Source organism: Rhodococcus sp. NPDC056516, from assembly GCF_042794655.1.
Taxonomy (GTDB): domain Bacteria; phylum Actinomycetota; class Actinomycetes; order Mycobacteriales; family Mycobacteriaceae; genus Rhodococcus_F.
In genome coordinates this window covers 708,555-730,139 of the sequence record NZ_JBHTTG010000002.1, presented here as the reverse complement: position 1 = coordinate 730,139, position 21,585 = coordinate 708,555, and the positions used below count along the sequence as shown (strand labels likewise).

Below are 21,585 nucleotides of genomic sequence, written 5' to 3'. Positions count from 1 at the left end.
CGTCAGGGGAGCAGTCCCAACCTCCGGGCGGTCACCACGGCTTCGTGGCGTGAGCTGGCGTCCAGCTTTCCCATCGCGCTTCGCAGATAGCTCTTGACTGTTTCCGGGCGAAGGGAAAGCCGTTGGCCGGCTTCGATGTTGGTACAGCCGAGTGCGACCTGAGAGAGAACGTCCACTTCGCGTGGGGTGAGCATGACGTCGGTTTCGGTGTCTGCAGTGGGCCGCAGCAGGTTGGCCAGACGCTGGGAGAGCCCGCGGAGTTTGGTCTGTAAGTCGGTATCGGTGACGGTCTGGGCGACACTGCGTAGTTCGGCGTGAACTCCGCGGATTTCTTCCGAAGACATACCGTCGGCGGTAGTCGCGGCGGCGGCCTGAAGTAGTTGCAGGCGACGATCGACTTCGTCGCGGATGGCGAACTCCATGCCGAGGCGCCGGGATGCGCCGACCATGACGTCTGCTGTGCGGTCACCCAACGGAGCGGAATCACGGATCGCGGCGTAGAGCACAGCGCGCGATTTTCCCGAAACCATGACCGGAACGGCGATGATCGAATGCAGGCCCTCGCTGAGAACAGGACGGTCGAAGTGATGAGTGATGGACTGCGAATTGCCGTAATCGTTGACGGTGATCGGTGAACCCTGGGCTACGACGCGTCCGCCCATGCCCGAGCGCGGTGGGATGGCCAAGCCCTTGAGGTTGTTGGTGCGGGTGCCGACGAATTCGCTCAGGTGCAGGGTTCCGTCCTGGACCTCGCCTCCGAACAGCACAGGAACAACACCCTGAGCTGCAATTGTTCGGAGTTCACCTCGCATTGCGTCCCCGTCGCGGGGACGCAGAAGTGACGAAGCATGTCGATTCACGCAGGTACCCCTTTCTGGGGGTAGTGAAGTTCTCTTGTGAGCTAGATCATAGGGGGCGAACAGTACGTATGACGAGCCGCCAACGTAACCGGTCGGGCCAACCATACGACGATCGATAAGGAGCAAGTTGATGAGCACCGATCCCACCGCACGGGTGCGCGAGCTGCTGGACCAGTACGACACCCCGCATGCCAGCGCCGCAGAATTGCTCTGCGATCGGCATCCCGCGGATGGCGTTGCATTCACCGTCGTCGAGGCAGACCTTAGCTCGGTGGACCTCACTTACGGTCATCTACGTGAGCAGTCGGCGCGTTTCGCAGCAGCTCTGGCGGACCTCGGAGTCGAGCCGGGAGACAACGTAGCGACTCTCATGGGTAAGTCTGCGGATCTCGTGGTCGCGCTCCTCGGAATCTGGCGCCGCGGCGCGGTCCACGTGCCGTTGTTCACGGCATTCGCCTCGCCCGCCATCGCATTCCGCTTGACGGCCAGCGGTGCGAAGGTCGTCATTTCCGACGCCAATCAGCTCGACAAGCTCGCGCCGGGTGAGGACATCCCCGCCGACGCGGCGTGGCAGGTCATCGTCGCCGGCGGCGCGGCCGGGGACGAATTGGACTTCGACGCCCTCCTCGCAGCTCAGGATGCAGAAGACCCGAAGGGCGCTGCTCAGGCCGTCAGCGGAAATGCACCGATGGTGCAGTTGTTCACCAGCGGCACCACGGGAACACCCAAGGGCGTGCCGGTTCCGGTGCGTGCGCTCGCGTCGTTCCACGCCTACCAGGAGTTCGGCCTCGACGTCCGAGAGGACGACGTGTTCTGGAACGCCGCAGACCCGGGCTGGGCGTACGGGCTGTACTACGCGTTGCTCGGCCCGCTTGCCGCCGGTACGCGAAGCCTTCTGCTGCACGCCGGATTCTCCGCGCCGCTGACGTGGCAGATCATCGAGAAGTTCGGTGTCACCAATTTTGCGGCCGCTCCGACCGTCTACCGCAGTCTGCGTGCCGACAAAGCGCCGGTTCCGGAAGGCATTTCGCTGCGCCGCGCGTCCTCGGCCGGTGAGCCTTTGACCCCGGATGTGGTTGCGTGGTCGAAGAACTCGTTGGGCGTCGAGGTCCGTGATCACTATGGCCAGACCGAGCACGGCATGTTCATCGTCAACGCATGGGCCGACGGGCTCCGCGAGGACGTGCGCCCCGGATCGATGGGTCGTCCGTTGCCGGGTTGGTCTGCTGCTGTGCTGGAAGACAATTCGGATGACATCGCACCGGCTCGCACTCAGGGCCGCGTGGCGATCGATACCCATAACAGCCCGTTGATGTGGTTCACCGGATACGTCGATGCTCCGGAGAAGACGAAGCAGCGATTCAGCGAAGACGGCCGCTGGTACATCACCGGTGATGCCGGAATGACGGACGAGGACGGATTCTTCTTCTTCTCCTCGCGAGATGACGACGTCATCATCATGGCCGGCTACCGCATCGGACCCTTCGACGTCGAGAGCGTGCTTGTCATGCACGAGCACGTCATCGAGGCCGCCGTCGTGGGCATGCCCGACGAGTTGCGCGGTGAGGTCCTCGAGGCGTTTGTCGTTCTACGCGAAGGCGTCGACGGCGACGACGAACTCGAGAAGGAACTGCAGACGTTGGTGAAGAAGAAGTTCGCGGCGCACGCGTACCCGCGCACGGTGCACTTTGTTCCGAACCTGCCCAAGACCCCGAGCGGCAAGGTTCAGCGGTACATCTTGCGGAAGGGCTAACCCCCTGCTGTGCGCCTTTATTAACCCCCGGCGGTTAATAAAGGCGCACAGCAAGGTCAGCGCCGACGGATTCTGCCAACCACCATGAGGGCGATCAGGGTGACTGCAAGCAGCAGTGTCGTATTTGCTGCGGCAAGAAATACCTGGCCGCGGTCGGTGAGTCCGAAGATACTGACCGGCAAGGTCTTCCATGTCGCCGGGTAGACCATGACCGTTGCGCCCAGCTCACCCATCGACAGTGCGATGGAAAGCCCGGCGGCCGCACCCAATGCTGGGAGCAGCAGCGGTAGCGTCACCCGCGTCAGCACCCGCACTGGGCCGGCGCCGAGTGATTCGGCAGCTTGACGGTAGGCGGGATCGAGCCGTTCGAGCGCGGCCGATACGGAACTGAAGGCAAAGGCAAGCACCAAAACCGTGTGAGCGAGAATCACGATCCACTTGGTACCGCCGAGCAGTAGTGGGCGCTCGTTGAAAGTGATGAGCAGACCCAAGCCGATCGCGACCGACGGAACCGCAATCGGTAAATGGAATACGGCATCGGTGATGCGCCGCAGCCACATCGGTGCCTCACGAGAGGCCAGTGCGGCCCACGTTCCGACGATCAGTGCCAGTACTCCCGAGATGAACGCAGTCTGCAAGCTGACGGTCAGGCTGGCGAAGTTCTCGTCGGACAGCGCCGTGGAGAAGTTCTTGCCGCCGAGATCCGACGGAAGTGGACCGGTCCACGATCCGGCCAGCGCAGCCGCGACGACGGTGGCGATGGGTGCGACGAAAACGACCGCGACGACGAGGGCGAAGAATCCGAGAACGAAAGCCCTAGAGCTTCGTGTCCACAGCAGCACGGCTGCCTCCCGTCAATCTGTTGAAGGTGAATCGGTAGAGGCAGTACAGGCCGAGTGAAAGTGCGACCTGGACGGTCGCGATCACTGCCGCGCCTGGCAAGTCGAAGGTGACGATGCCACGGGTGTAGATGAGGACCGGCAGAGTTACGACGTCTTTGGCTCCGGTGAAGAGCACGATGCCGAATTCGTTGAGTGTCAACAGAAGTACGAGCGATCCACCGGCCAGGAGTGCGGGCCACGCTTCCGGCATCACCACCTGTCGCAGAACTCGTACGGGTGACGCTCCGAGGCTGGCTGCGACGTCGAGTTGTTCACGCGGAATCTGGGTGAATGCCGCAAGAAGCGGACGCACGACAAAGGGCGTGAAGAAGGTGATTTCGGCCGCGATCACACCGAAGGGAGTGTTGAGGAAATTCAGGGGCCCATTCGCGTCGCCGGTGACGCGGACGATCAAGGCGTTGACGGCGCCGGCCGTGCCGTACAGGAACGTGAACGCCAACGTGATCAGGAAAGACGGCAGCGCGAGCACCGTGTCGATCAATCGCCCCACCACCTTTGATCCGGCGAACGGAACGAAGGCCAGCACCAAGGCGAGGAAAGTGCCGAGGACCAGGCAACCCAGGGTCGACGCCACGGCGATGTGGATGGTCCGCCAGAGCGCGGTTCGGAACAGTTCCGATCCGAGCACCGAAGACCACGTGGACAGACCGATGCCGTCTGCGGTGCTCAGCGATTCCGGGAGGACCCGCGCGGTGGGATACACCGCGAACACGAGCACCAGAAGCAGTGGCGGTAGCGCCCACCCGATCCGGCGCCACGGAATCGGGTCTTTGTGTTGGGGCATAGCGGTTTCGGGGCGTTCCAAGGTTGTGGTCATGGCCGGCGATCCGCCGGAACCAGAACGCTGCCGTCCGTGGGCAAGATGACGCCGACCTCGGTGTCGACCGGTCGTTCGTCGTGGCCTGCAACATCCGCGTCGACGCGGACGTCGTCGAGGCCACGGACAGCCAGTGTCAGACGCGTCGTTGAACCACGCCAGACGCTCGAGACGATGCGTGCCGGGAATGATCCTCGTGCGCCGACGCCGGTCACCACTACCGCGTGCGGACGAACACACAGGTAGGCATCCATGTCGGACTCCCACTCGATGCGCCCGATCTCGGGTTGAGGGGCGTGAGCAGTGAACGGAGCGTCACCGATCGAGACCAACGCGGAGGTACCGATGACGCGAGTGACCGTGCAGGGCAACAGGTTGGCGCCGCCGAGAAAGGCCGCCGTGAAGCTGGACGGCGGACGCTTCCACAAGGCCTCCGCGGTGTTGATGTCCGCGAGTCTGGCATTGCGCATCACTGCGATTCGGTCCGCGAGCGCCAGGGCTTCACTCTGATCGTGTGTCACGTAGAGCATGGCTGTGTCAGGCAGTGCGGCGCGCAGTCTCGCCAGTTCGCCGAGCATGCTCTCGCGAAGTTGAGCATCCAGGGCGGCCAGCGGTTCGTCGAGGAGGAGTACTCCGGGACGAATAGCCAACGCGCGAGCGATGGCAATCCGCTGCTGTTGACCGCCGGAAAGCTCACGCGGCAGACGCTTTCCGTACGCCGACATCCCGACCATGTCGAGGGCTTCGGCCACGCGTGGGCCGATCTCCGACCGCGGCACACGGTGGGCTCGGAGTCCGAAGGCCACGTTCTCGGAGACCCTCATGTGTGGGAAGAGCGCGTACGACTGAACGACGACGCCGATTCCTCGTTGTGCGGGAGGGAGATTGGTGATGTCTCGGGTGCCGAGCTTGACCGAACCGGACGTGGGGCGGACAAATCCCGCGAGGGCCTTCAGAGCGGTCGACTTGCCGGATCCACTGGGCCCCAGCAGTGCCACAGTTTCACCCGGCGCGACTCGTAGATTGAAATCGACGAGGGCGTGGGTTGCGGTCTTTCCGCGGCCGTAGGCGACGTTGACGCGATCGAAGGTGATGGCCGGAGCCGAATGTTCGATCGCTCCGTGGACACCGACGGTCTCGGGGAGCGTCCGCCCCAGTCTGGTTCTTGCCATGATCAGCTCCCGGTGGCTTTCTGGTAGGCGGCGATGTCGGCGTCGAGCGAGCTGAGGACGTCGTTCCAGTTCGGGGTCCACACGTTGACGCCCTGCAGAACTCCGGAAGGCGTGTTCTTGTCGGTGGATTCACCGGTAGCGCTCCGGACGTCCTCGCGGACCGACACGCCGAGCGCGTCGGTGGCGACGGTCTTCTGGGATTCTTCGGAGAGCAGGAATTCCATGAGCTTCTTCGCTTGTTCGCTGCTCGGTGCGCTCTTCGCGAGCCCCATCACGTAGGGCAGTGCGATGGTGGTGCGAGTGCCGTCGGCTCCGGCGGGGAAGAAGATGTCGAACTTCGATCCGTCGTCCGCGATCGAAGCGAGGTTCATCTGGACGTCACCGTTGGCGACCAGCAGCTCTCCGTTGCTGACCTTGGGCTGGAGCTTTCCGGTCGAGGACGAGGGGCCGACGTTGTTTGCCTGGAGCTTTCCGAGGTAGTCGAGTGCTCCTTCCTTACCCATCAGGTGCTGGAGCAGCAAGAGCACCGCGGTGCCGTCGCCGGCCTGGCCGGGCGTGGAGTACTGCAACTTGCCCTTGAACTGATCTGTGAGTAGGTCGTCCCAAGATTGTGGGGCGGGTGATGCAGTCGGATTGGCAATGAACGAGAGGTAGTTCTCGACGACGGGTACGTACTTGCCTGCGTCGTCCTTCTCGCCGGCCGGAACGGCGGAGGTGTCGATTCCGCTGGGTTCGAGCAGACCTTGCGCGTCGGCCTTCTGAATGAACGGCGGCAGGGTGATGATGACGTCGGCCTGTGGGTTGGACTGCTCCTTGTCGACGCGGGAGACGACCTCGCCGGAACCGGCTTCCACCAGGTTGACAGCGATGCCGGTCTGCGCGGTGAAGGCGTCGAATCTGCCCTTGTACCAACCGGACAGGCCGTCGGCGCTGTAGACGGTGACGGTTTCGGTATCTGATCCGGCGGCAGTGCCGGTTCCACCGCAGGCTGTGGTGAACGAAAGGACGGACACGGCGAGAGCGGCCGCAGCGATGCTCGGGCGTAGACGCATGACGATTCCTTCTTCGGAGGTGAGATCAGGGGTGGGTGAGGAGTTCGGCGAACTCCGTCACGGACGGGACGATGTGGGTGGCACCGGCGTCGCGCAGTTGTTGCTCGTCGTGAGCGCCGGTCAGAGTTCCGGCGACGATGGTTGCGCCGGAGCGAATGCCGCTGAGCACGTCGTTGGACGTGTCGCCGAGTACGGCGATCTGGTGGACGTCGTCGATCGAGAGTTTGAGCAGCGCAGTCAGAATCAAGTCAGGGAACGGGCGACCGCGACCTGCTTCGGCGGGGGAGAGGGTGAGATCGGCAAGGGTTTCCCAGCCGAGCGCGACGAGGAGTTTATCCTGCGTCGATCGGCTGAACCCGGTGGTCAAGGCAACTTTGATGCCGGCCTCGCGGAGTGTGGTTATCGCCTTCTCCGCGCCGGGGATCGGCTCGGCGAGCCCCTGGTCGATGAGGGAGTCGTACGTGGTTTCGAAGGCGGCGTTCGCGGCCTGGGCGCGGTCTTCGTCACCGAAGATCGCGCGGAACACGACGATCTTCGACTGGCCCATCGTGTCGAGGACGTACTGGCGAGCGCCATCGGCTTCCGGGCCTTCGTCGGGCAGTCCGCCGGCTTCAGCGGCGGCAGTGAAGGCGCGAAGAACCAGTCCGTCGTCGGCGACGGTGGTGCCGGCCATGTCGAGAACGGCAAGGGTGATGGGAGACATGAGAAGTCTTTCTTGTCAGAAGGATTCAGAGACCGAGCTGGTCGGCGGTTTGTTCTGCCAGTGCCGGGCCGAGCGTCATACCGCGGCCACCGGGGCCGGCAACCACCCAGACGTTGTCGGCGGCCTGTGCGCGGTGAACCAGTTGTGAGGGGTCGAGGCACTGGCTGTAGACGCCCGCCCATCGCTTGACGATGGGCGGAAGATCGCGTCCCAGAAGTGTTTCCACCACTGTGGACAGATGGCGATAGGGCGCCTCGTCGACGTCGAAGTCGAACGGCTCCTCGTACTCGTGGGTGTCGCCGATGGTCAGCCCGCCGTGCAAGCGCTGCACGCACAGGAGCTGCATGCGGTGCGCCTCGGCAGTCGGTTCCTGCGGCTGCACGGTGCGAAGGTGATCGAGGGCAGATCCGGCGAAACCGGGATAGTAGCGGAAGCTGTCGCCGTCTGCGATTGCGGTGGTGAGCTTTTCGCCGAGTGGGGCTGTCTGCATCATCTGTAGGCGCACACGGCGCAGGGGGAGATCTCCGGCGAGATCGCGAGCCAATCCGCCGAGTGTTGCTCCGGGGCAGACGATCACGAGATCGGCGTCGAAGTTGCGGCCGTGGTCGTCGCGGATGTGTACGCCGGTGCTGTTCGTCGTGATCTCACGAGCTTCTGTTCCGGCGTGGAAGGTGTAACGGCCGCTGGCATCGAGATGCGACCGGATGGCGGGGAGCGCTTGCCGTGATTCGACTGCGGCGTCGAGGGTGCAGTGCAGTCCGCCCAGGAACTTCCCTCGGAGTGCTGGGTTGACGGCACGAACGGCGTCGGGATCCAGGAGCGCGAACCCTCTGTTGTCAGCGTCCGGCCGAGAGAACGCTTCCTGCGCGACCGCGGCTTCCTCCTCGGTGCGCATGAGGGTGATCGAACCCGCCGGTCGGTATCCGACGCCGGGGACACGGGCGGCAAGGTCTGCCCACAACTCGCGCGAGCGCAGCGCGGTCTCGAGTTCGTTGGGAGCTCGCCCGGATACCCAGACGAGCCCGAAGTTCCGTACCGTGGCACCGCGGGCTTCCGGCTCGCGTTCGAGATGAACAACCTCATGTCCCCGGCGGATTGCCTCGTCGGCGTGCGCCGTTCCGAGGATTCCTCCGCCCACAATCAAAATTCGCATGTAGAGATAGTGACGTTTGGTCTAGACCAATAGGGGGAATCGAGACGAACTCCAGGTTAACAATTGGTATAGACCGAATTCTTGTACGCTTGCGCCATGAATCAGCAGACGTCCACCGGGCCGGGGACCTCGAGCGTCGTGATCGAGCCGGAGCTGAAGTACTACCGCGTCCGCACCGAGATCGAGACCATTCTCAGTGGGCTCGCGGAAGGTGATGCCGTCCCGTCGGAGCGGGAACTGGCATCGCGGTTCACGGTCGCTCGTGAGACGGTCCGCCAAGCGCTTCGCGATCTGCTCGTCGAAGGACGGATCGAGCGGCGTGGGCGGGGAACCGTCGTTGCGAGTCCGAAATTGGTGCAGCCCCTTTCGCTTCGTTCCTACACCGAGGGCGCGCTGAGCGCTGGGCGAGTGCCCAGTCGTGAAGTCGTGACCTTCGAACGAATGTCGGCCGACGACGGTCTCGCCACTGAGTTGGGTATCGAGGTGGGCGACACCGTCGTTCATCTCGAGCGTGTCCTCTTCGCCGACGGCGAGAAGATCGGACTCGAATCAACGTTCTTGCCGGACAGCAGGTTCGGTGAGATGATCGACGCCTTCGATGCGACGACATCGCTGTACGCTGCCATCCGCTCCATCGGCGTGGTCTTCGCCTCCGCTACCGAACGGATCGAGACGGTACTTGCCTCACCGCGTGAGGCGACGCTCGTCGAGTCCACCACCTCGATGCCGATGCTTCTATTGCACCGGACGTCCGTCGACCCGGAGGGCGTGCCGATCGAGCGGGTGCGCTCGCTCTACCGCGGCGACCGTATTGCCTTCTTGACGACTCTGCGCGAGTGATCGCGGTGGAGGGGTGGGATTGGATTACCCGTGTGTGTTGAACATGTCCAAGAGCCCTTGGGGTGCGTTCTCGCCGAAGCACATGTCCAGACCATCAGCCGACTGTTGTGCCGATGCGGCACTGCGCGGGAAGAGTCGCTCTTCGTATGCGGCGAGTCCTTCCTCCGTGCCGCTGTGCGACGCGATCGCTTGACCGAGTTCGGCGCCGTCGAGCATTGCCAGGTTCGCGCCCTCTCCGGCAAACGGCGACATGACGTGGGCCGCGTCCCCGAGCAGTGTGACGCCGGGAGTGCGACTCCAGCTGTGTCCGATGGGAAGGGCATGGATGGGACGAGGGGTCAACGAGCTGTCCGCTTCGACGATCATCGACCGGAATGACTCGTCCCAGTCCGAGAAGTGTTCCAGCAGAATCTTCTTCGCAGTGTGGTCGTCGGAGAAATCGACGCTCGAAGTCCAACTCTCGGGAACTCGGAGGGCAGCGTAGATGTGCAGACTGTTGTCCGTCTCACGATGGGCAAGGAAGCCCTTGTCGGCACTGAGCGCGAACATCATTCCGCCGCCGACTGTTTCGGCGGATTCCGCGTGCTGGTTGTCGGCGTCGTGAAGGTCGAACTCCACGAAGGATATTCCGGTGTAGGCAGGAGTGGCGTGTGAAACCAGTGGACGGATTTTCGACCACGCACCATCGGCGCCGACCAGAAGATCGGTGGTGAAGTGGGAGCCGTCCGCGAGATGAACTTCGTGTCGACCGTCCGGCAGTGCATGCGCGCCGCGCACTTTGGCTCCCCAATGGACGGTGTCTTTCGGCAGCGATCCGAGTAGTAGGTCGCGCAGTTGCCCGCGGTCGACTTCGGGGCGGTCGCCGTCTCCCTTGTCCTCCTCGCTCAGGTGCACGACGGCATTTCGATCGAGAACGCGCATCTGTTCACCGCCTTGATGAACGAGTGCGCGGAACTCGTCGTACAGACCGGCGGCACGAAGTGCGATCTGGCCTGAGTCCTCGTGGATGTCGAGCATCCCGCCTTGAGTTCTGGCTGTCGGGCCGGATTCGAGATCGAATACCGCCGAATTGATTCCGTGCTGATGGAGGACTCGGGCGAGCGTGAGCCCACCGAGGCCGGCGCCGATGATTGCGATGGGATAGTGGTTCATGGTGGGTTCCTAAGTAGTGATTGGGGTGTTCTCGATGCCCGTGATGAGCGTTCGGAATCCCCAGGAGAGGCGTGCGGTGGGTTCACCGGCCAGTAGGGCTGTGGAATGGCTCGCGACGAGGGGGTGCGTCTGCGGATCTGCGTGCTCGATTGCGTCGGTCAAGGCGTTCCACCGGGCGTCCCTGTCCGAGACGTTGTTCGGCGCCGAGTGTTCGGCAGCGGTGGACGTCGCGTACTGAAGCAGAAGGTCCACGCCCCAGGCGGCTTGAGCCGAGGGAACCGTGCCCTCGTCGAGCAATGCCAACAGGCGTTCGAGCAGGCGAACGTAGTGAACTCCGCTTGGCCGCGAAACAAGAGCCGACTGGGCAAGGCCGGGATGATCGAACAATACGGCCGTGTAGGACGTCAACACCCGTTCGAGGCGCGCTTGCCAAGTGCCGGAAGTATTTTCGGCGAGGTCGACGACTCCGAGCAGCTCATCCAGAACCGCGGCGTGCAATTCGGCTGTGTTTCGCACGTACACGTACAGCGACGCGGGTCCGGTGTCGAGTTCCAGGGCGAGTCGACGCATTGTCAACTTCTGCAGCCCCTCCGAGCGCAAGATATCCACCGCCGTACTGACGATGCCCTCGCGTGTCAGTGCGGGTTTGGCCGGGCGATTGCGTCGGTTCGATGGACTTGCTGGGTGAGTGGGCATGGCACCACCATATACGAACATGTTCGTAACGAACATGTTCGTTGGATCACGCGGTGGGCTATATGCCCGTTCCACCGGAAAGCATCGCGATCGTCAGCAGGATGCCGCCGACAATCCCCACAAGCGGGTTGTCACTGTTGAGTAGCCAGTCGTTCAACGATCCCATGAGCGCCTCTTTCGGATTCGATCTGTCGATGGTCGAGCCTATCGGCAGATCGAACCCGATATGTCACCTTTATTCGATTGTGGGTGGGGGCAGAGTGATCAGCCGTAAACGTGGTCCGGGCTGATCAGCTTGGTGATGGGCACCATCAGAGCGCTGGTCAGGTCAGTCTCGCCGTCGATATCGGTGTTGATGAAGACGACCAGGGTGGTGTCCTTCTCGGGCAAGTAGACCGAGACTGTCTTATAGCCGGGCAGGCTTCCGTTGTGACCGATCCAGCCGCCGCTGTTGAACAATCCGAGTCCGTACCCGGAAGTGTCGTCCCCTTCGCTCAAGTTCACGGTTTGCAGGCGCTGCTTCTGAGTGTCGTCGGTGAGGAGATCGCCCTTGGCCAAGGCCGGAACCCAGATGCGCATGTCGTCCAACGACGAGATCATTGCGCCCGCGGCGCCTCCCCACGACGGGTTCCAGTCCGTTGCTGCGGTCACGGATTCGTCGAGTGTTTGGTTGGTGTATCCCTGTGCGTGGGGGTTCGGGAACGCGTTGGTGGTGGGAAAGCTGGTGTGCTCCATCCCGAGTGGTGTGGTGATCTTGGTGTCGATGACGTCCGACAGTGTTGAGCCGGAGACCTTTTCGATCACCATTCCCAGCAGAATAGTGTTGGTGTTCGAGTAGTCGACGGTGGTCCCCGGTCGAACCTGAAGTGGGAGATCCTTGACGTACCCCACGAGCTCTTCAGGTGTGAAAGCTCGGCGAGGATCCGAAAGATATTCCATGACAAACTGTTCGGACGTCGTGTAGTCCACAAGGCCGCTGCGCATCCCCGCCAGCTGTCGCAAGCTGATCGCATCACCTTCCGTGACGCCATCGACGTACTTGGAGATCGGATCATCGAGACCGATCTTGCCCTCGTCGACCAACTGCAGCAGGGCAGTCACAGTAAATGTCTTGGTGACGCTGCCGATCCGGTGGTAGAAGTCGGTTTCCATCGGTGCTTTGGTTGCCGTATCCGAGACTCCTGCAACCTTGACATAGTTGCCGTCGGGTCCCCAAATGCCCACCATCGCACCGGGAATCCCGGTCGAATTCACCGCTGCGTCGATGATCGCATCGAGCTGGTCGGTGACGGCAGAGTCCATGACCTTGTCGGATGTGGCTGTCGGATTGTCTGTGGATTTGTCAGTGCTGCAGCTGATTACAGCTCCGGCAACCATGGCGCTGCACAGGCTGACAAGCAGGATGCGTCTTGCTCCGATTTTCATGAGTCGAACTCTGCCTGTCCGACGAGGCGTGCACATCGACCCCCGGTACGGCTGCCGCAGTCCCTAGGTACCTCCTCAACCGGTACCGGGGGACTACGGAACCCCTGCCTGAACCCCTCCCTGAACCCTTGACTTGGGTCAGAGTCCGCCGTCGAAGAAGGCCGCCAGGGCCGGTGCCGGGTCGGCCGCGGTGCCCGTATTTGCTACGCCGACAACGATCAATCCCAGCGTGAACAGTGCAATGAGAAGACCGATCGACCCCAACCCGAGCCTCGCTCGTCTGTCGGATCGCGCCGTTCTGGCGAAGCGCACCCACACGACTACAGCCACGGTCAGTGAAAGTACTGCCGCGATCAGCGCGATCACCGCCATGGCCACGTGATACCGCGCGAAGTCGCTGATCATCAGTTCGAGGACAGGGCTTTGCTGGTTTCCGGTGCCCGTCGACTGAGCGAGCTGTTGGCGGACCTGCCCGACAGTTTCGCCAAGTGCCCCATCCGCCTGGGCCACGGGCAACATCGAGATCAACGAAGAGAAGGGTGCAACGACACCTTGGACATTGGCCATCACGAGCACCGAAGAAAACATCGCGAGGAGCGTGACCAGCCCTCCCGCCGAGACGAATGCGAGTTTCTTTCCAGCCGTCAGAGGGCCGGCGTTCACGAACGACGCCTTGAGCATGCGGCCGAGTGCGAGCAGAACCGTCAGCAGGATTACCGCGATCACTGCCTTGGCCACGTGGTACCGCATCCAGTAATCGACAGCGGACTCCAAGCTGGGAGAGAAGGCTTGGACGCCGGAACTCCAGTACTCGACGAACGCGGCACGGACCGTCTCGACGAGTTCCCCCTGGTTTGCATACCCATCGCCCGGCCTACTGGTCAGCATGCCCGGGCCGAAAACGAAGGCAGCGGAGACAACGGCGACCAACGCGATCAGCGCGGCGATCTTGCGACCGGAGGACTGCGCTGAGCGCGACGGCCCCGCAGTGTTGTGCAGTGGAGAATTGTGCAGGGGGGTTCCTCCAGCGTGATGAGCGATCATCCGGTCACCGTCCACAAAGTCATGTCCTCGAGTGTAGGAATCGGTGCACCGGAGTTCATCGGACGTGGGGATGATGTTTTTCGCGATGGCCTCCGCCCTCGGTCGGATGCAGCGACGGGAAGTCTTCGATCACGCGTGACTCTGCTAGCACTCGACCACGTTGACGGCGAGGCCGCCCTCGCTGGTTTCCTTGTAGCGCACGGACATGTCGTTTCCGGTTTGTCGCATGGTTTCGATGACGGTATCGAGGCTCACCACATGCGTTCCGTCGCCCAGGTACGCGAGTTGAGCCGCGGTGACCGCAGTCGAGGCAGCGACGGCATTTCGTTCGATGCACGGGATCTGGACCAGACCACCGACCGGATCGCAGGTCAGGCCCAGATGGTGTTCCATGGCAATCTCAGCGGCATTCTCGATTTGTCGTGGCGATCCGCCCATGACGGCGCACAGACCGGCCGCCGCCATCGCACAGGCGGCTCCGACCTCACCCTGACACCCGGCCTCCGCCCCGGAGATCGAGGCATTCGCCTTGATAATCGATCCGATTGCGGCCGCGGTGAGGAGAAATGTCCGAACGTCGTGAACGCCGGCGCCGGTCGCGCGTATGTGGTGGTAGAGCACCGCAGGCACGATGCCTGCCGCACCGTTGGTCGGGGCCGTGACAACGCGGCCACCTGCTGCATTTTCTTCGTTGACCGCCATGGCGTAGACGGTCAGCCACTCGCGTGAGGAGGGTGCGCAGTTGCGTTGTTCCAGTTGGCTCTTCGCTGATTGTGCTCGTCGGCGAACCCCGAGTTTTCCGGGCAGCACACCGACGGTATGCATGCCGCGCTCGATGCAGGCGCGCATCGCGGACCAGATTGCGTCGATCCCGGCGAGCGCTCGGTTCTGGCCGTGCATCGCGATTTCGTCTGCCAACGCCAGGTCGGCGATAGTTCCGGAGCCACATTCCGCCAGTAGCTCTTTCGCGGTGCGGTAGTGGGAGTCGATCGGGTGCGTGGGTTCTGGTGTCTGCGCTCCCGTGCGCACTACGAACCCGCCACCGATCGACAGATATGTACTCGTGTAGACGATTTCGTGACCTTCGAACGCCGTCAGGGTCATCGAGTTCGGGTGCCCGTGCCGGCGAACGAGCGGTTCGAACACCATGTCGTCACGAGTGAAAACGACGTGTCCGAGTGAGCCACCGGCGAGCATCACCGATCCACCGTCCGACAGTTCGGCAAATGGGCCGTGCACGTCGGCGGGCTCGCACGTTTCAGGATCCAACCCACGAAGTCCCGCGATCACGGCGTCGGGAGTGCAGTGGCCAATACCCGTGGCCGCGAGAGAGCCGTGCAGATTGCAGCGAATTCGGTCGACAGGATCGGTCAATCGGGCAGATTCGAGTTCGCCGACAAAAGCGTGGGCGGCTCGCATCGGACCGACTGTGTGTGAACTGGACGGTCCGATGCCGATGGAGAAGAATTCGAGAGCGGAAACGTAGACGCCATTGGTGCTCATTCGGCACTCGTGACGGTGGTCGCTCCTGACTCGCGCTGGGCCGCAATCGTCAGTAGATCGGAGCGAGAGTCTCCGGTAGCGGCTCGGATCACCGTGCGCGCCATTGCAATTGCTCCGTGTAGAACAGCTTCGTCACCCGCTGAGGAGCGGGCATCAGCGGCAAATTCGATCGTGTGAGGAACTCCGGTGACACCGCGCAACGCGATCATCGGGTGGATCGAGGGAACCGCCTTCGAAACGTTGCCCATGTCGGTCGAACCACCGGTCAGGGGAGTTCGGGCGGCCGCGATGCGGCCCAGGTTCGCGATCTCCTCGTCCCAGATAGTTGCCAACACCGGATGTTGAACCAGTTCCTCGTAGCGAGGTTCGGCGCGTTCGGTTGACCAGGCGCAGTCGCTGGCCACCGCGCCGCCCTCGAAGCAGGCGAGCATTCGACGTTTGGCGTCCAACAGCACCTCGAGATCTGCGGCCCGAACTTCCGCTCGGACCAGAGTCGAGGCCGGGATGATGTTGGTAGCTTCTCCGCCGTGTTCGACGTAGGCGTTGAGTCTGACGTCGGAAGGGAGCTGTTGACGTAGGAGTCCGATGGCAACCAGTGCGATCGTGGCGGCGTCACCTGCGTTGATGCCCTTGTGTGGTGCGGCGGCCGCGTGTGCGGCCCGTCCGGAGTAGGTCACGTCGAAACGATCAACTGCTTGCGTTCCGGTGACAGTGCAACTGACGTCCTCACCTGCAGCGCCGTGGACCATGATCGACATTGCCGCGCCCTCCCACGCGCCGCGTTCGAGGAGCAAGACTTTCCCACCGCCGTGTTCTTCGGCCGGCGTACCGAGGAGGACAACAGTCAGCCCGTAGTCCTCCGCGACCTCACCGAGCGCGATGGCTGCGCCCAGTCCGGCGGCGGCGATGACATTGTGTCCACATGCATGACCGATGTCGGGGAGGGCGTCGTACTCGGCGCAGACGACGACGCGGAAAGGGCCGGAGCCCCGAACCGCTTCGAATGCCGTCTCGAGGCCGTAGGCGGCGCGAGTAACCGTGAAGCCGGCTTCCTGCGCGGCGTCGGCCAAGAGGGCCGATGCACGATGCTCTTCGAATGCCAACTCCGGGTGAGCATGGATGGTGTGGCTGACGTCGATGAGGCGTGATGCCCACTTCTCGATCGTGCTCGAAACCGAGTCTGTGGGGGTGAGGGTGTCAGCGATGGACATGGATATTGCTTCCTTTCAACGTCTTTGGTTCCCAGTATCTTTGGATCGCGGTGTCTGTGGTTGCAGTTCTAGTGCCAGAGGCCGAGCGCGAACTCCGCGACGACCACAGAAAGTAGGTACGAGGCGAGGATCGCGACGATTCCGACGGGGACGATCTTCCAGCCGATCGTCTTGAGCAAAGGGAGGTCCTTGCCGAGGCTGAGACCTGCGACAGTCAAGGTGAGGGTGCAGATCGAGAGAAAGTCGACAGTACCGACGGTGCTCGAGACGAAATCACCGATGGGGGACCATGGCGTGGTCGCCAACGCGCCGATGGTGATGATTGCGATCATCGCCGCGATCTTTCCGCGTGTCAGGCGGGCGACGCCGACGCCCAGGAGCAACAAGCCTGTGAGGATCAGGTATCCGACGATGATCGAGCGAGACATCCCACCCGCCGCGATCGAGGAGACGATGACTCCTCCGACGAACAGAATCGGAATGACAGTTGCCAACGGCACGGTGACGTTCGGCGCAACTGCTCGGGGAGCCGTCTGGGCTTTCTGTTCGGTGGTCACCGTCGAGCGCTTGGTGAGTGCGCCGTAGATTCGATCAGCAAGGGGGAGCGCGACATACATGCCGACATACACGCCCAGGAGACCGGTGATGATGTTGGATGTGGCCGCCACGGCGAGTACCTGGTCGGCCATCTCGGGGTGCGCCGAGACGACGCTCGCGGCAGCGGCGGCCATCATCGAGCCGGATCCGACTCCAGCGCCCATCGCCAACGCGAGGGGGTCGAAGATGTTGAAAGAGGTAGCCAGCGATGCAATCAGGCTGATCAGCACGGCACCGAAGAGCGTGCCGAAAACGTACATCGACAGGACCCCACGATACTGGTCGGAATCGGGACCGTATCGTTCGCTGACCATCGCGAAGGAGCCCTCACGGTCGATGGAGAACGTTGCTCCGACGGTGGCCGGTCCCATTCGAAGGAGTACCGCCAGTGGGAGTGCGAGCGCGATCGTGCCGAACAAGTGCCCCAATTCCTGTAGCAGGAGTGCGGGGCCGGCGTCGAACAACAGTTGGATGTTCGGGCCGATGGTGAAAGACAGTCTTGCGCAGAGCAAGAGAACCGCAAGACCCATGATTGCCGACGCTGCGGCCTGAAGGTCGAGGCCGAGGGGTTTCCACTTCTGGCTCGAGACCACACCGCCGGCGATCAGTCCCCACACCATGGGCAAGATGGTGATAGCGGCAGCGCCGACGGGAATCACTGCGGGGCCTATCAGTTGGGCGCCTGCCGCAAGAGCGAGGAGCAGAATCACCACGATCCACAGCCGTGGCGATCTCATGCCGAAAATGACCTTCTGCGTCGTGGCTGGGGCGCGAACCGGAGAATCGTCATGCGAGACGGGAAATGCTTCGGTCATGTCGGTGTCTTTCTCGAGGGGCGAACGAACGCAAGACGTGAGCGTTCTCGAGGTTCAGGATCTGGTGGAATATTGATGTCATGAAGTTAGGATCAACGCGTTTCGATCCTGTTTCGGTGCAGGATTTTTCTGAAAGTGAGGTCCCCGGTGCAGGATCAGATGCTCAAGGACGAAGATCTTCGACTGTTGAACGCATTGCAGATCCGGCCGCGAGCGTCGTGGTCCGAGCTTTCGCGCGCCATTGGTTCCGATCCGGTCACGCTGACCAGGCGTTGGGAGCGCCTTCACTCGCAAGGGATTGCCTGGATCGCTGCCTACCGTGGGGCCTCCATCGTGTCGGCGACCGCACTTCTCGAGATCGAATGCGCTCCGGCGCAGACCCTGCGCGTTGCCGAACAGATCGCACACGATCCCGAAGTACTCACAGTCGATCTCACAACTGGCAATCGGGATCTGTTCGTCACCCTCACGTGTACTGACCTCGACCAATTGTCCCGGTACGTCTTGGAGCGAACACAATCGCTGCCGATGATCACCGCGATGCGAACACAGATCGTGTCCTCGGCGAACTCCGACGCCCGAAACTGGCGTTTACGTGCTCTCGACGCGGACGAAGTTGCCGCGCTCGAGTCGACCCCGCCGTCGAAGATTCGCGGTGTTCGCGCCAGCGAAGAAGAACAGTCGCAGCTGTTCGAGATCCTTTCTCGTGAACCACGAATTACTATCTCTGCCCTCGCCGCAGTGCTCGGAGTGACAGCGGCTCGCGCCGGGGCGCTCTTGTCGCATGAGCTGTCGACTGGGCGACTGGTCGTCCGCACGGAGATTGCGCGGCCATACTCCGGCTGGCCGGTCTATGCCTGGTACTTCTTACGTCTCGACGCGCGAAAGGAGGCAATTGCCCAGCGCCTTGCGCACCTGCGAGAAGCGAGGCTTGTTGCTTCGACTATCGGCAGCTACGACATCGCACTGGCAGTGTGGCTTCGCTCGATCGACGACGTGCAGCGTTTGGAAGGTTATCTCGCCGAACAGTTCCCGGGCGTATCCGTGGTAGACCGATCGATAGTCCTGCGCACGCCGCATCACCTCCATCGGACGATAGATGTGTCGGGTCGGAGCATGCCAAGGCACGGGTGAGTTGCACCGTGTTCGTGCGTGGCGGGATGCTCCCTGCCTACTCGGGGATGGTCACGTCGACGATCAAGCCGTGGTGATCGGAACCTTCGATCTGGATTCGCTCGAGCGACTTCGCCTGTGCGCCGCGCAGAACTACGTGGTCGATGCCGACTATCGCAGGGAACCGCTTGTCAGCGGGGTAGGTGGGAACGATGCCGACGCCCAATTGGTCTGCGGCGTCGGAGTAGCCGACGTCGAGGAGGTCTCGGAATTGTTTGTGCATGAAAGTCGTATTGAAGTCACCACTGACGATGACGGTGTCCTCGGCGGCAGCGGCGTCGAGCGCGTTCCGGAGAGTGCTCAGCTCGGCAGTCCACACGTCGGGCGGGGTCACGTACGCCGGTCCGGGGTGCACCGCCAGAAGCGTGAACGGGGTGGAGAAACCCACTGTTGCAACCAGATTCGTGGGTCCGAAGCCGTTCAGCTCTCGCGTATCCGTCAGCGGGAAGCGGCTGTAAATCCCTGCTCCACCGCCGCCGGCGTTGTCCGGCATCAAGAAGCGGTACGGCAATAGTTGTTCGAGGCCCTGATCTCGCAGGGATCCTTCGAGTGATTCGGTCAGTTCCTGAACTGTCAGGACGTCGACTGCCTTCTCGCGCACCGTCGCGGTCAAACTGGCAGGGTCTGCTTGTCCGAACAGAAGATTCGCCTGCATCACCCGCAGGGACGGCCCGTCGATTTCGGAACCGTTCGCGACGTACAACGGGCTGATCACCGAAGCGCCGATCGCTATGAGCGCAACCGAGATCGCCAGGAGGATCCAGCGCCGAAAGGCCAGGCAGATCAAAGATGCGACGAGCGTGACTGCAAGCAGAATCGGGACGAAAGAGGCCGCGGCGATCAACGGGTTGATCGGTTTGGAGGAGTACAACGCGATCAGCGCGACAACGCCGACGGCAATGCCGCCCACACCGGCGACCTGAGCGATACGGCGTGCCGGAACATTGTCCGTCGTGAATCCCATACCGAACGGTACCCAAAACGACCGATGCTCCCAACTTCGTCGTGCAGTCAGTCGCTGTTCCTGGCGCAGAATGCGCTCACGGCAGCCTCGAGTGTCGGGAAAAAATGCGTCGAATCGAACCGATCCCCGACGCCGAATCGGATGAGTCGATCCTTGATCGGACCTTTCATCTCCGCGAACGCCAATCGAATTCCTTTGCCTTCGAGGAATGTATCCAGATCGACGAGTTCGTCGACAGCCGTGGTATCGAGTCCGGTGATCGGTTCGGCGGCAATCACCACCCACTCGACCGGGTCCGGCGCCTTGGCGACGACGGAGCGAACGTACTCGTCGAAGATCTCGCCGTTCGCGAAGAAGAGTGGAGCGTCGAACCTCACCAACACCAACCCGGGGATGCGATGCCCATCTGGATGGCGTTCGACGTCGTGGAAGCCGGCCAGCTCACCGGTTTCGACGAGTTCGGTTCTGTGCGGTTGCCACACCTGCGCGATGACTGCCGCGAAGGACAGTCCGATCGCAACCAGGATGCCTTGAAGCACGCCGACCAGCGCGACCCCCAGGAATGCCGCGACAGCGAGGCCGAATTCGACAGTGCTCATCCGCCACATTCGAACCATGCCGCGCACGTCGATCAGCGCACACGCGGCGACGATGACGACAGCGGCCAGTGTCGCATCGGGCAGATAGGCCGTGAGTCCGGGAGCAACGAGCACAAAAACCAGTACCGCGAGCGCCCCGACGACGCCGGCCAATTGCGTATGCGCCCCGCTCTGTTCGGCTACCGGAGTTCGTGACCCGCTCGCCGAGATGGGGAATCCGCCGAAGAGACCGCCGGCCACGTTCGCGACACCGATTGCCTTCATTTCGGTACTGCCGTTCACGTCCTCGCCGTGTCGTGCGGCGAAGGTGCGCGAGAGAACGCCGGTGTCGGCAAAGGCAATCAATGCGATACCGGCCGCCGGCCCGATCAGATGGCCGACGTCCTGCCAGGTGACTCCGCCGACAGAGGGGAGGGGAAGTCCTTCCGGCAATGCTCCCACCATGCCGATGTCATCGGTGAGACCGGCGACGGCGGATAAGACTATTGCCGCGACAACGGCCACCAGCACGCCGGGCACAACAGGTACCCAGAGTCGGAAGGCGACTATGACAACGAGTGAGCCGACACCGATGGCCGCAGCGAGTGGGTCGACATCGCCACCGATCAGGGCCTTCCCGATTTCACCGATTTCACCGAGGAGGCCCGAGGCGTCGACCGAGAATCCGAGCAGCTTGGGAATCTGACCTACCACGACAACGACTGCGATGGCGTTGAGGTAACCGAGGCGGATCGGTTTCGAGAGGAGTTCGGTCACGAAGCCCAGACGAAGGAATCCGCCGATCACGAGGATGAGTCCGACAAGAATGGCGAGAACCCCGGCGAGTGCAAGCGCGTTCTCCGAATCGCCGACCACAGCCAGCGGTATGACCGCGGCGGCGATCAGCGGTGCCAGCGACGAATCAGGTCCGAGCACAAGAATTTTCGACGGTCCGACCAGCGCGTACGCGAGCAGCGGCACAATGGTGGCGTACAGCCCGGCGTACGCGGGCAGTCCGGCGGCTTCGGCGTAGCCCATACCTGCCGGGATCAGCAATGCCGTCAAGACAAGTCCGGCAGTGATGTCTGTTCGCAGCCATTCGCGGCGATACCCGCGGGCAGTCGCGATGCCCGGTAGCCGACCTAGACTCTCCGCCCACATCATCGTGTGATTGT

General features: G+C 62.6%; 19 protein-coding genes. 3 read left to right on the top strand and 16 right to left on the bottom strand.

All coding sequences use genetic code 11. From position 1 onward, the window contains the following. Positions 1 to 2: 2 nt before the first annotated feature. Positions 3 to 812: a LuxR C-terminal-related transcriptional regulator gene (locus ACFQ6Y_RS08470; RefSeq protein ID WP_378631356.1), complete on the bottom strand. Its 810-nt coding sequence runs from the start codon at positions 810 to 812 to the stop codon at positions 3 to 5. 178 nt (positions 813 to 990) lie between these two features. On the opposite strand from ACFQ6Y_RS08470, the gene ACFQ6Y_RS08465 reads away from it, so the two are divergent. Next, positions 991 to 2,613 carry an AMP-binding protein gene (locus ACFQ6Y_RS08465; protein WP_378631020.1) on the top strand — a complete coding sequence of 541 codons (1,623 nt, stop codon included), beginning with the start codon at positions 991 to 993 and terminating at the stop codon, positions 2,611 to 2,613. A gap of 56 nt (positions 2,614 to 2,669) precedes the next feature. Here ACFQ6Y_RS08465 and ACFQ6Y_RS08460 read toward each other — a convergent pair whose 3' ends face one another. From ACFQ6Y_RS08460 to ACFQ6Y_RS08435, 6 genes are read right to left on the bottom strand one after another with little or no spacing between them, the layout of a single operon-like run. Next, a complete protein-coding gene (locus ACFQ6Y_RS08460; RefSeq protein WP_378631017.1) occupies positions 2,670 to 3,455 on the bottom strand; it encodes an ABC transporter permease in 786 nt (261 codons plus the stop codon). Next, positions 3,430 to 4,332, bottom strand: coding sequence for a 2-aminoethylphosphonate ABC transporter permease subunit (locus ACFQ6Y_RS08455; RefSeq protein ID WP_378631014.1), 903 nt, complete (start codon positions 4,330 to 4,332; stop codon positions 3,430 to 3,432). Before ACFQ6Y_RS08455 ends, ACFQ6Y_RS08460 begins: the two co-directional genes overlap by 26 nt. Next, on the bottom strand, positions 4,329 to 5,504 hold the full coding sequence (locus tag ACFQ6Y_RS08450) for an ABC transporter ATP-binding protein (RefSeq protein WP_378631011.1): 1,176 nt from the start codon (positions 5,502 to 5,504) through the stop codon (positions 4,329 to 4,331). The genes ACFQ6Y_RS08455 and ACFQ6Y_RS08450 overlap by 4 nt, the downstream gene beginning before the upstream one ends. 2 nt (positions 5,505 to 5,506) lie before the next feature. Continuing rightward, a complete protein-coding gene (locus tag ACFQ6Y_RS08445) occupies positions 5,507 to 6,556 on the bottom strand; it encodes a 2-aminoethylphosphonate ABC transporter substrate-binding protein (protein ID WP_378631008.1) in 1,050 nt (349 codons plus the stop codon). Positions 6,557 to 6,581: 25 nt separating this feature from the next. Next, entirely contained in the window at positions 6,582 to 7,259 is a 678-nt protein-coding gene (locus ACFQ6Y_RS08440; protein ID WP_378631006.1) for a phosphonatase-like hydrolase, read from the bottom strand. A 25-nt stretch (positions 7,260 to 7,284) separates the two neighbouring features. Further along, a complete protein-coding gene (locus ACFQ6Y_RS08435) occupies positions 7,285 to 8,412 on the bottom strand; it encodes a TIGR03364 family FAD-dependent oxidoreductase (protein ID WP_378631003.1) in 1,128 nt (375 codons plus the stop codon). Between the two features lie 96 nt (positions 8,413 to 8,508). Between ACFQ6Y_RS08435 and ACFQ6Y_RS08430 the strand changes: the two genes are divergently transcribed. Next, the gene (locus ACFQ6Y_RS08430; protein ID WP_378449514.1) at positions 8,509 to 9,252 is read left to right on the top strand and encodes a GntR family transcriptional regulator; all 744 of its coding nucleotides are present in this window, start codon (positions 8,509 to 8,511) and stop codon (positions 9,250 to 9,252) included. Between the two features lie 24 nt (positions 9,253 to 9,276). Here ACFQ6Y_RS08430 and ACFQ6Y_RS08425 read toward each other — a convergent pair whose 3' ends face one another. From ACFQ6Y_RS08425 to ACFQ6Y_RS08395, 7 genes are all read right to left on the bottom strand, one after another. Then, positions 9,277 to 10,404, bottom strand: coding sequence for an FAD-dependent oxidoreductase (locus tag ACFQ6Y_RS08425; protein WP_378631001.1), 1,128 nt, complete (start codon positions 10,402 to 10,404; stop codon positions 9,277 to 9,279). A gap of 9 nt (positions 10,405 to 10,413) precedes the next feature. Beyond that, positions 10,414 to 11,100, bottom strand: a complete 687-nt coding sequence (locus ACFQ6Y_RS08420; RefSeq protein ID WP_378630998.1) for a TetR/AcrR family transcriptional regulator C-terminal domain-containing protein — start codon at positions 11,098 to 11,100, stop codon at positions 10,414 to 10,416. A 264-nt stretch (positions 11,101 to 11,364) separates the two neighbouring features. After that, the gene (locus ACFQ6Y_RS08415) at positions 11,365 to 12,525 is read right to left on the bottom strand and encodes a serine hydrolase domain-containing protein (RefSeq protein WP_378630995.1); all 1,161 of its coding nucleotides are present in this window, start codon (positions 12,523 to 12,525) and stop codon (positions 11,365 to 11,367) included. Positions 12,526 to 12,663: 138 nt separating this feature from the next. Next, a complete protein-coding gene (locus ACFQ6Y_RS08410; RefSeq protein WP_378630993.1) occupies positions 12,664 to 13,569 on the bottom strand; it encodes a hypothetical protein in 906 nt (301 codons plus the stop codon). Positions 13,570 to 13,713: 144 nt separating this feature from the next. Continuing rightward, entirely contained in the window at positions 13,714 to 15,072 is a 1,359-nt protein-coding gene (locus tag ACFQ6Y_RS08405) for an L-serine ammonia-lyase (protein ID WP_378630990.1), read from the bottom strand. Continuing rightward, positions 15,069 to 16,283, bottom strand: coding sequence for an amidohydrolase (locus ACFQ6Y_RS08400; RefSeq protein WP_378533687.1), 1,215 nt, complete (start codon positions 16,281 to 16,283; stop codon positions 15,069 to 15,071). Before ACFQ6Y_RS08400 ends, ACFQ6Y_RS08405 begins: the two co-directional genes overlap by 4 nt. Positions 16,284 to 16,351: 68 nt before the next feature. After that, positions 16,352 to 17,695: a DUF3100 domain-containing protein gene (locus ACFQ6Y_RS08395; protein WP_378630987.1), complete on the bottom strand. Its 1,344-nt coding sequence runs from the start codon at positions 17,693 to 17,695 to the stop codon at positions 16,352 to 16,354. Between the two features lie 135 nt (positions 17,696 to 17,830). On the opposite strand from ACFQ6Y_RS08395, the gene ACFQ6Y_RS08390 reads away from it, so the two are divergent. Then, complete coding sequence (locus tag ACFQ6Y_RS08390; RefSeq protein WP_378630984.1) at positions 17,831 to 18,829, top strand: Lrp/AsnC ligand binding domain-containing protein; 999 nt, start codon at positions 17,831 to 17,833, stop codon at positions 18,827 to 18,829. Positions 18,830 to 18,866: 37 nt separating this feature from the next. Here ACFQ6Y_RS08390 and ACFQ6Y_RS08385 read toward each other — a convergent pair whose 3' ends face one another. Next, positions 18,867 to 19,832 carry an endonuclease/exonuclease/phosphatase family protein gene (locus ACFQ6Y_RS08385; protein ID WP_378630981.1) on the bottom strand — a complete coding sequence of 322 codons (966 nt, stop codon included), beginning with the start codon at positions 19,830 to 19,832 and terminating at the stop codon, positions 18,867 to 18,869. 47 nt (positions 19,833 to 19,879) lie between these two features. Beyond that, positions 19,880 to 21,574, bottom strand: a complete 1,695-nt coding sequence (locus ACFQ6Y_RS08380; RefSeq protein ID WP_378630978.1) for a SulP family inorganic anion transporter — start codon at positions 21,572 to 21,574, stop codon at positions 19,880 to 19,882. Positions 21,575 to 21,585 lie beyond the last annotated feature (11 nt).

Excerpts from the sequence above, each read along its gene's own strand:
- ACFQ6Y_RS08425 (WP_378631001.1), bottom strand. The coding sequence starts at position 10,404 with ATGAACCACTATCCCATCGCAATCATCGGCGCCGGCCTCGGTGGGCTC.
- ACFQ6Y_RS08430 (WP_378449514.1), top strand. The coding sequence starts at position 8,509 with ATGAATCAGCAGACGTCCACCGGGCCGGGGACCTCGAGCGTCGTGATC.
- ACFQ6Y_RS08405 (WP_378630990.1), bottom strand. The coding sequence starts at position 15,072 with ATGAGCACCAATGGCGTCTACGTTTCCGCTCTCGAATTCTTCTCCATC.
- ACFQ6Y_RS08400 (WP_378533687.1), bottom strand. The coding sequence starts at position 16,283 with ATGTCCATCGCTGACACCCTCACCCCCACAGACTCGGTTTCGAGCACG.
- ACFQ6Y_RS08450 (WP_378631011.1), bottom strand. The coding sequence starts at position 5,504 with ATGGCAAGAACCAGACTGGGGCGGACGCTCCCCGAGACCGTCGGTGTC.
- ACFQ6Y_RS08470 (WP_378631356.1), bottom strand. The coding sequence starts at position 812 with ATGCGAGGTGAACTCCGAACAATTGCAGCTCAGGGTGTTGTTCCTGTG.
- ACFQ6Y_RS08440 (WP_378631006.1), bottom strand. The coding sequence starts at position 7,259 with ATGTCTCCCATCACCCTTGCCGTTCTCGACATGGCCGGCACCACCGTC.
- ACFQ6Y_RS08415 (WP_378630995.1), bottom strand. The coding sequence starts at position 12,525 with ATGAAAATCGGAGCAAGACGCATCCTGCTTGTCAGCCTGTGCAGCGCC.
- ACFQ6Y_RS08465 (WP_378631020.1), top strand. The coding sequence starts at position 991 with ATGAGCACCGATCCCACCGCACGGGTGCGCGAGCTGCTGGACCAGTAC.
- ACFQ6Y_RS08420 (WP_378630998.1), bottom strand. The coding sequence starts at position 11,100 with ATGCCCACTCACCCAGCAAGTCCATCGAACCGACGCAATCGCCCGGCC.
- ACFQ6Y_RS08385 (WP_378630981.1), bottom strand. The coding sequence starts at position 19,832 with ATGGGATTCACGACGGACAATGTTCCGGCACGCCGTATCGCTCAGGTC.
- ACFQ6Y_RS08455 (WP_378631014.1), bottom strand. The coding sequence starts at position 4,332 with ATGACCACAACCTTGGAACGCCCCGAAACCGCTATGCCCCAACACAAA.
- ACFQ6Y_RS08380 (WP_378630978.1), bottom strand. The coding sequence starts at position 21,574 with ATGATGTGGGCGGAGAGTCTAGGTCGGCTACCGGGCATCGCGACTGCC.
- ACFQ6Y_RS08395 (WP_378630987.1), bottom strand. The coding sequence starts at position 17,695 with ATGACCGAAGCATTTCCCGTCTCGCATGACGATTCTCCGGTTCGCGCC.
- ACFQ6Y_RS08445 (WP_378631008.1), bottom strand. The coding sequence starts at position 6,556 with ATGCGTCTACGCCCGAGCATCGCTGCGGCCGCTCTCGCCGTGTCCGTC.
- ACFQ6Y_RS08410 (WP_378630993.1), bottom strand. The coding sequence starts at position 13,569 with ATGATCGCTCATCACGCTGGAGGAACCCCCCTGCACAATTCTCCACTG.
- ACFQ6Y_RS08435 (WP_378631003.1), bottom strand. The coding sequence starts at position 8,412 with ATGCGAATTTTGATTGTGGGCGGAGGAATCCTCGGAACGGCGCACGCC.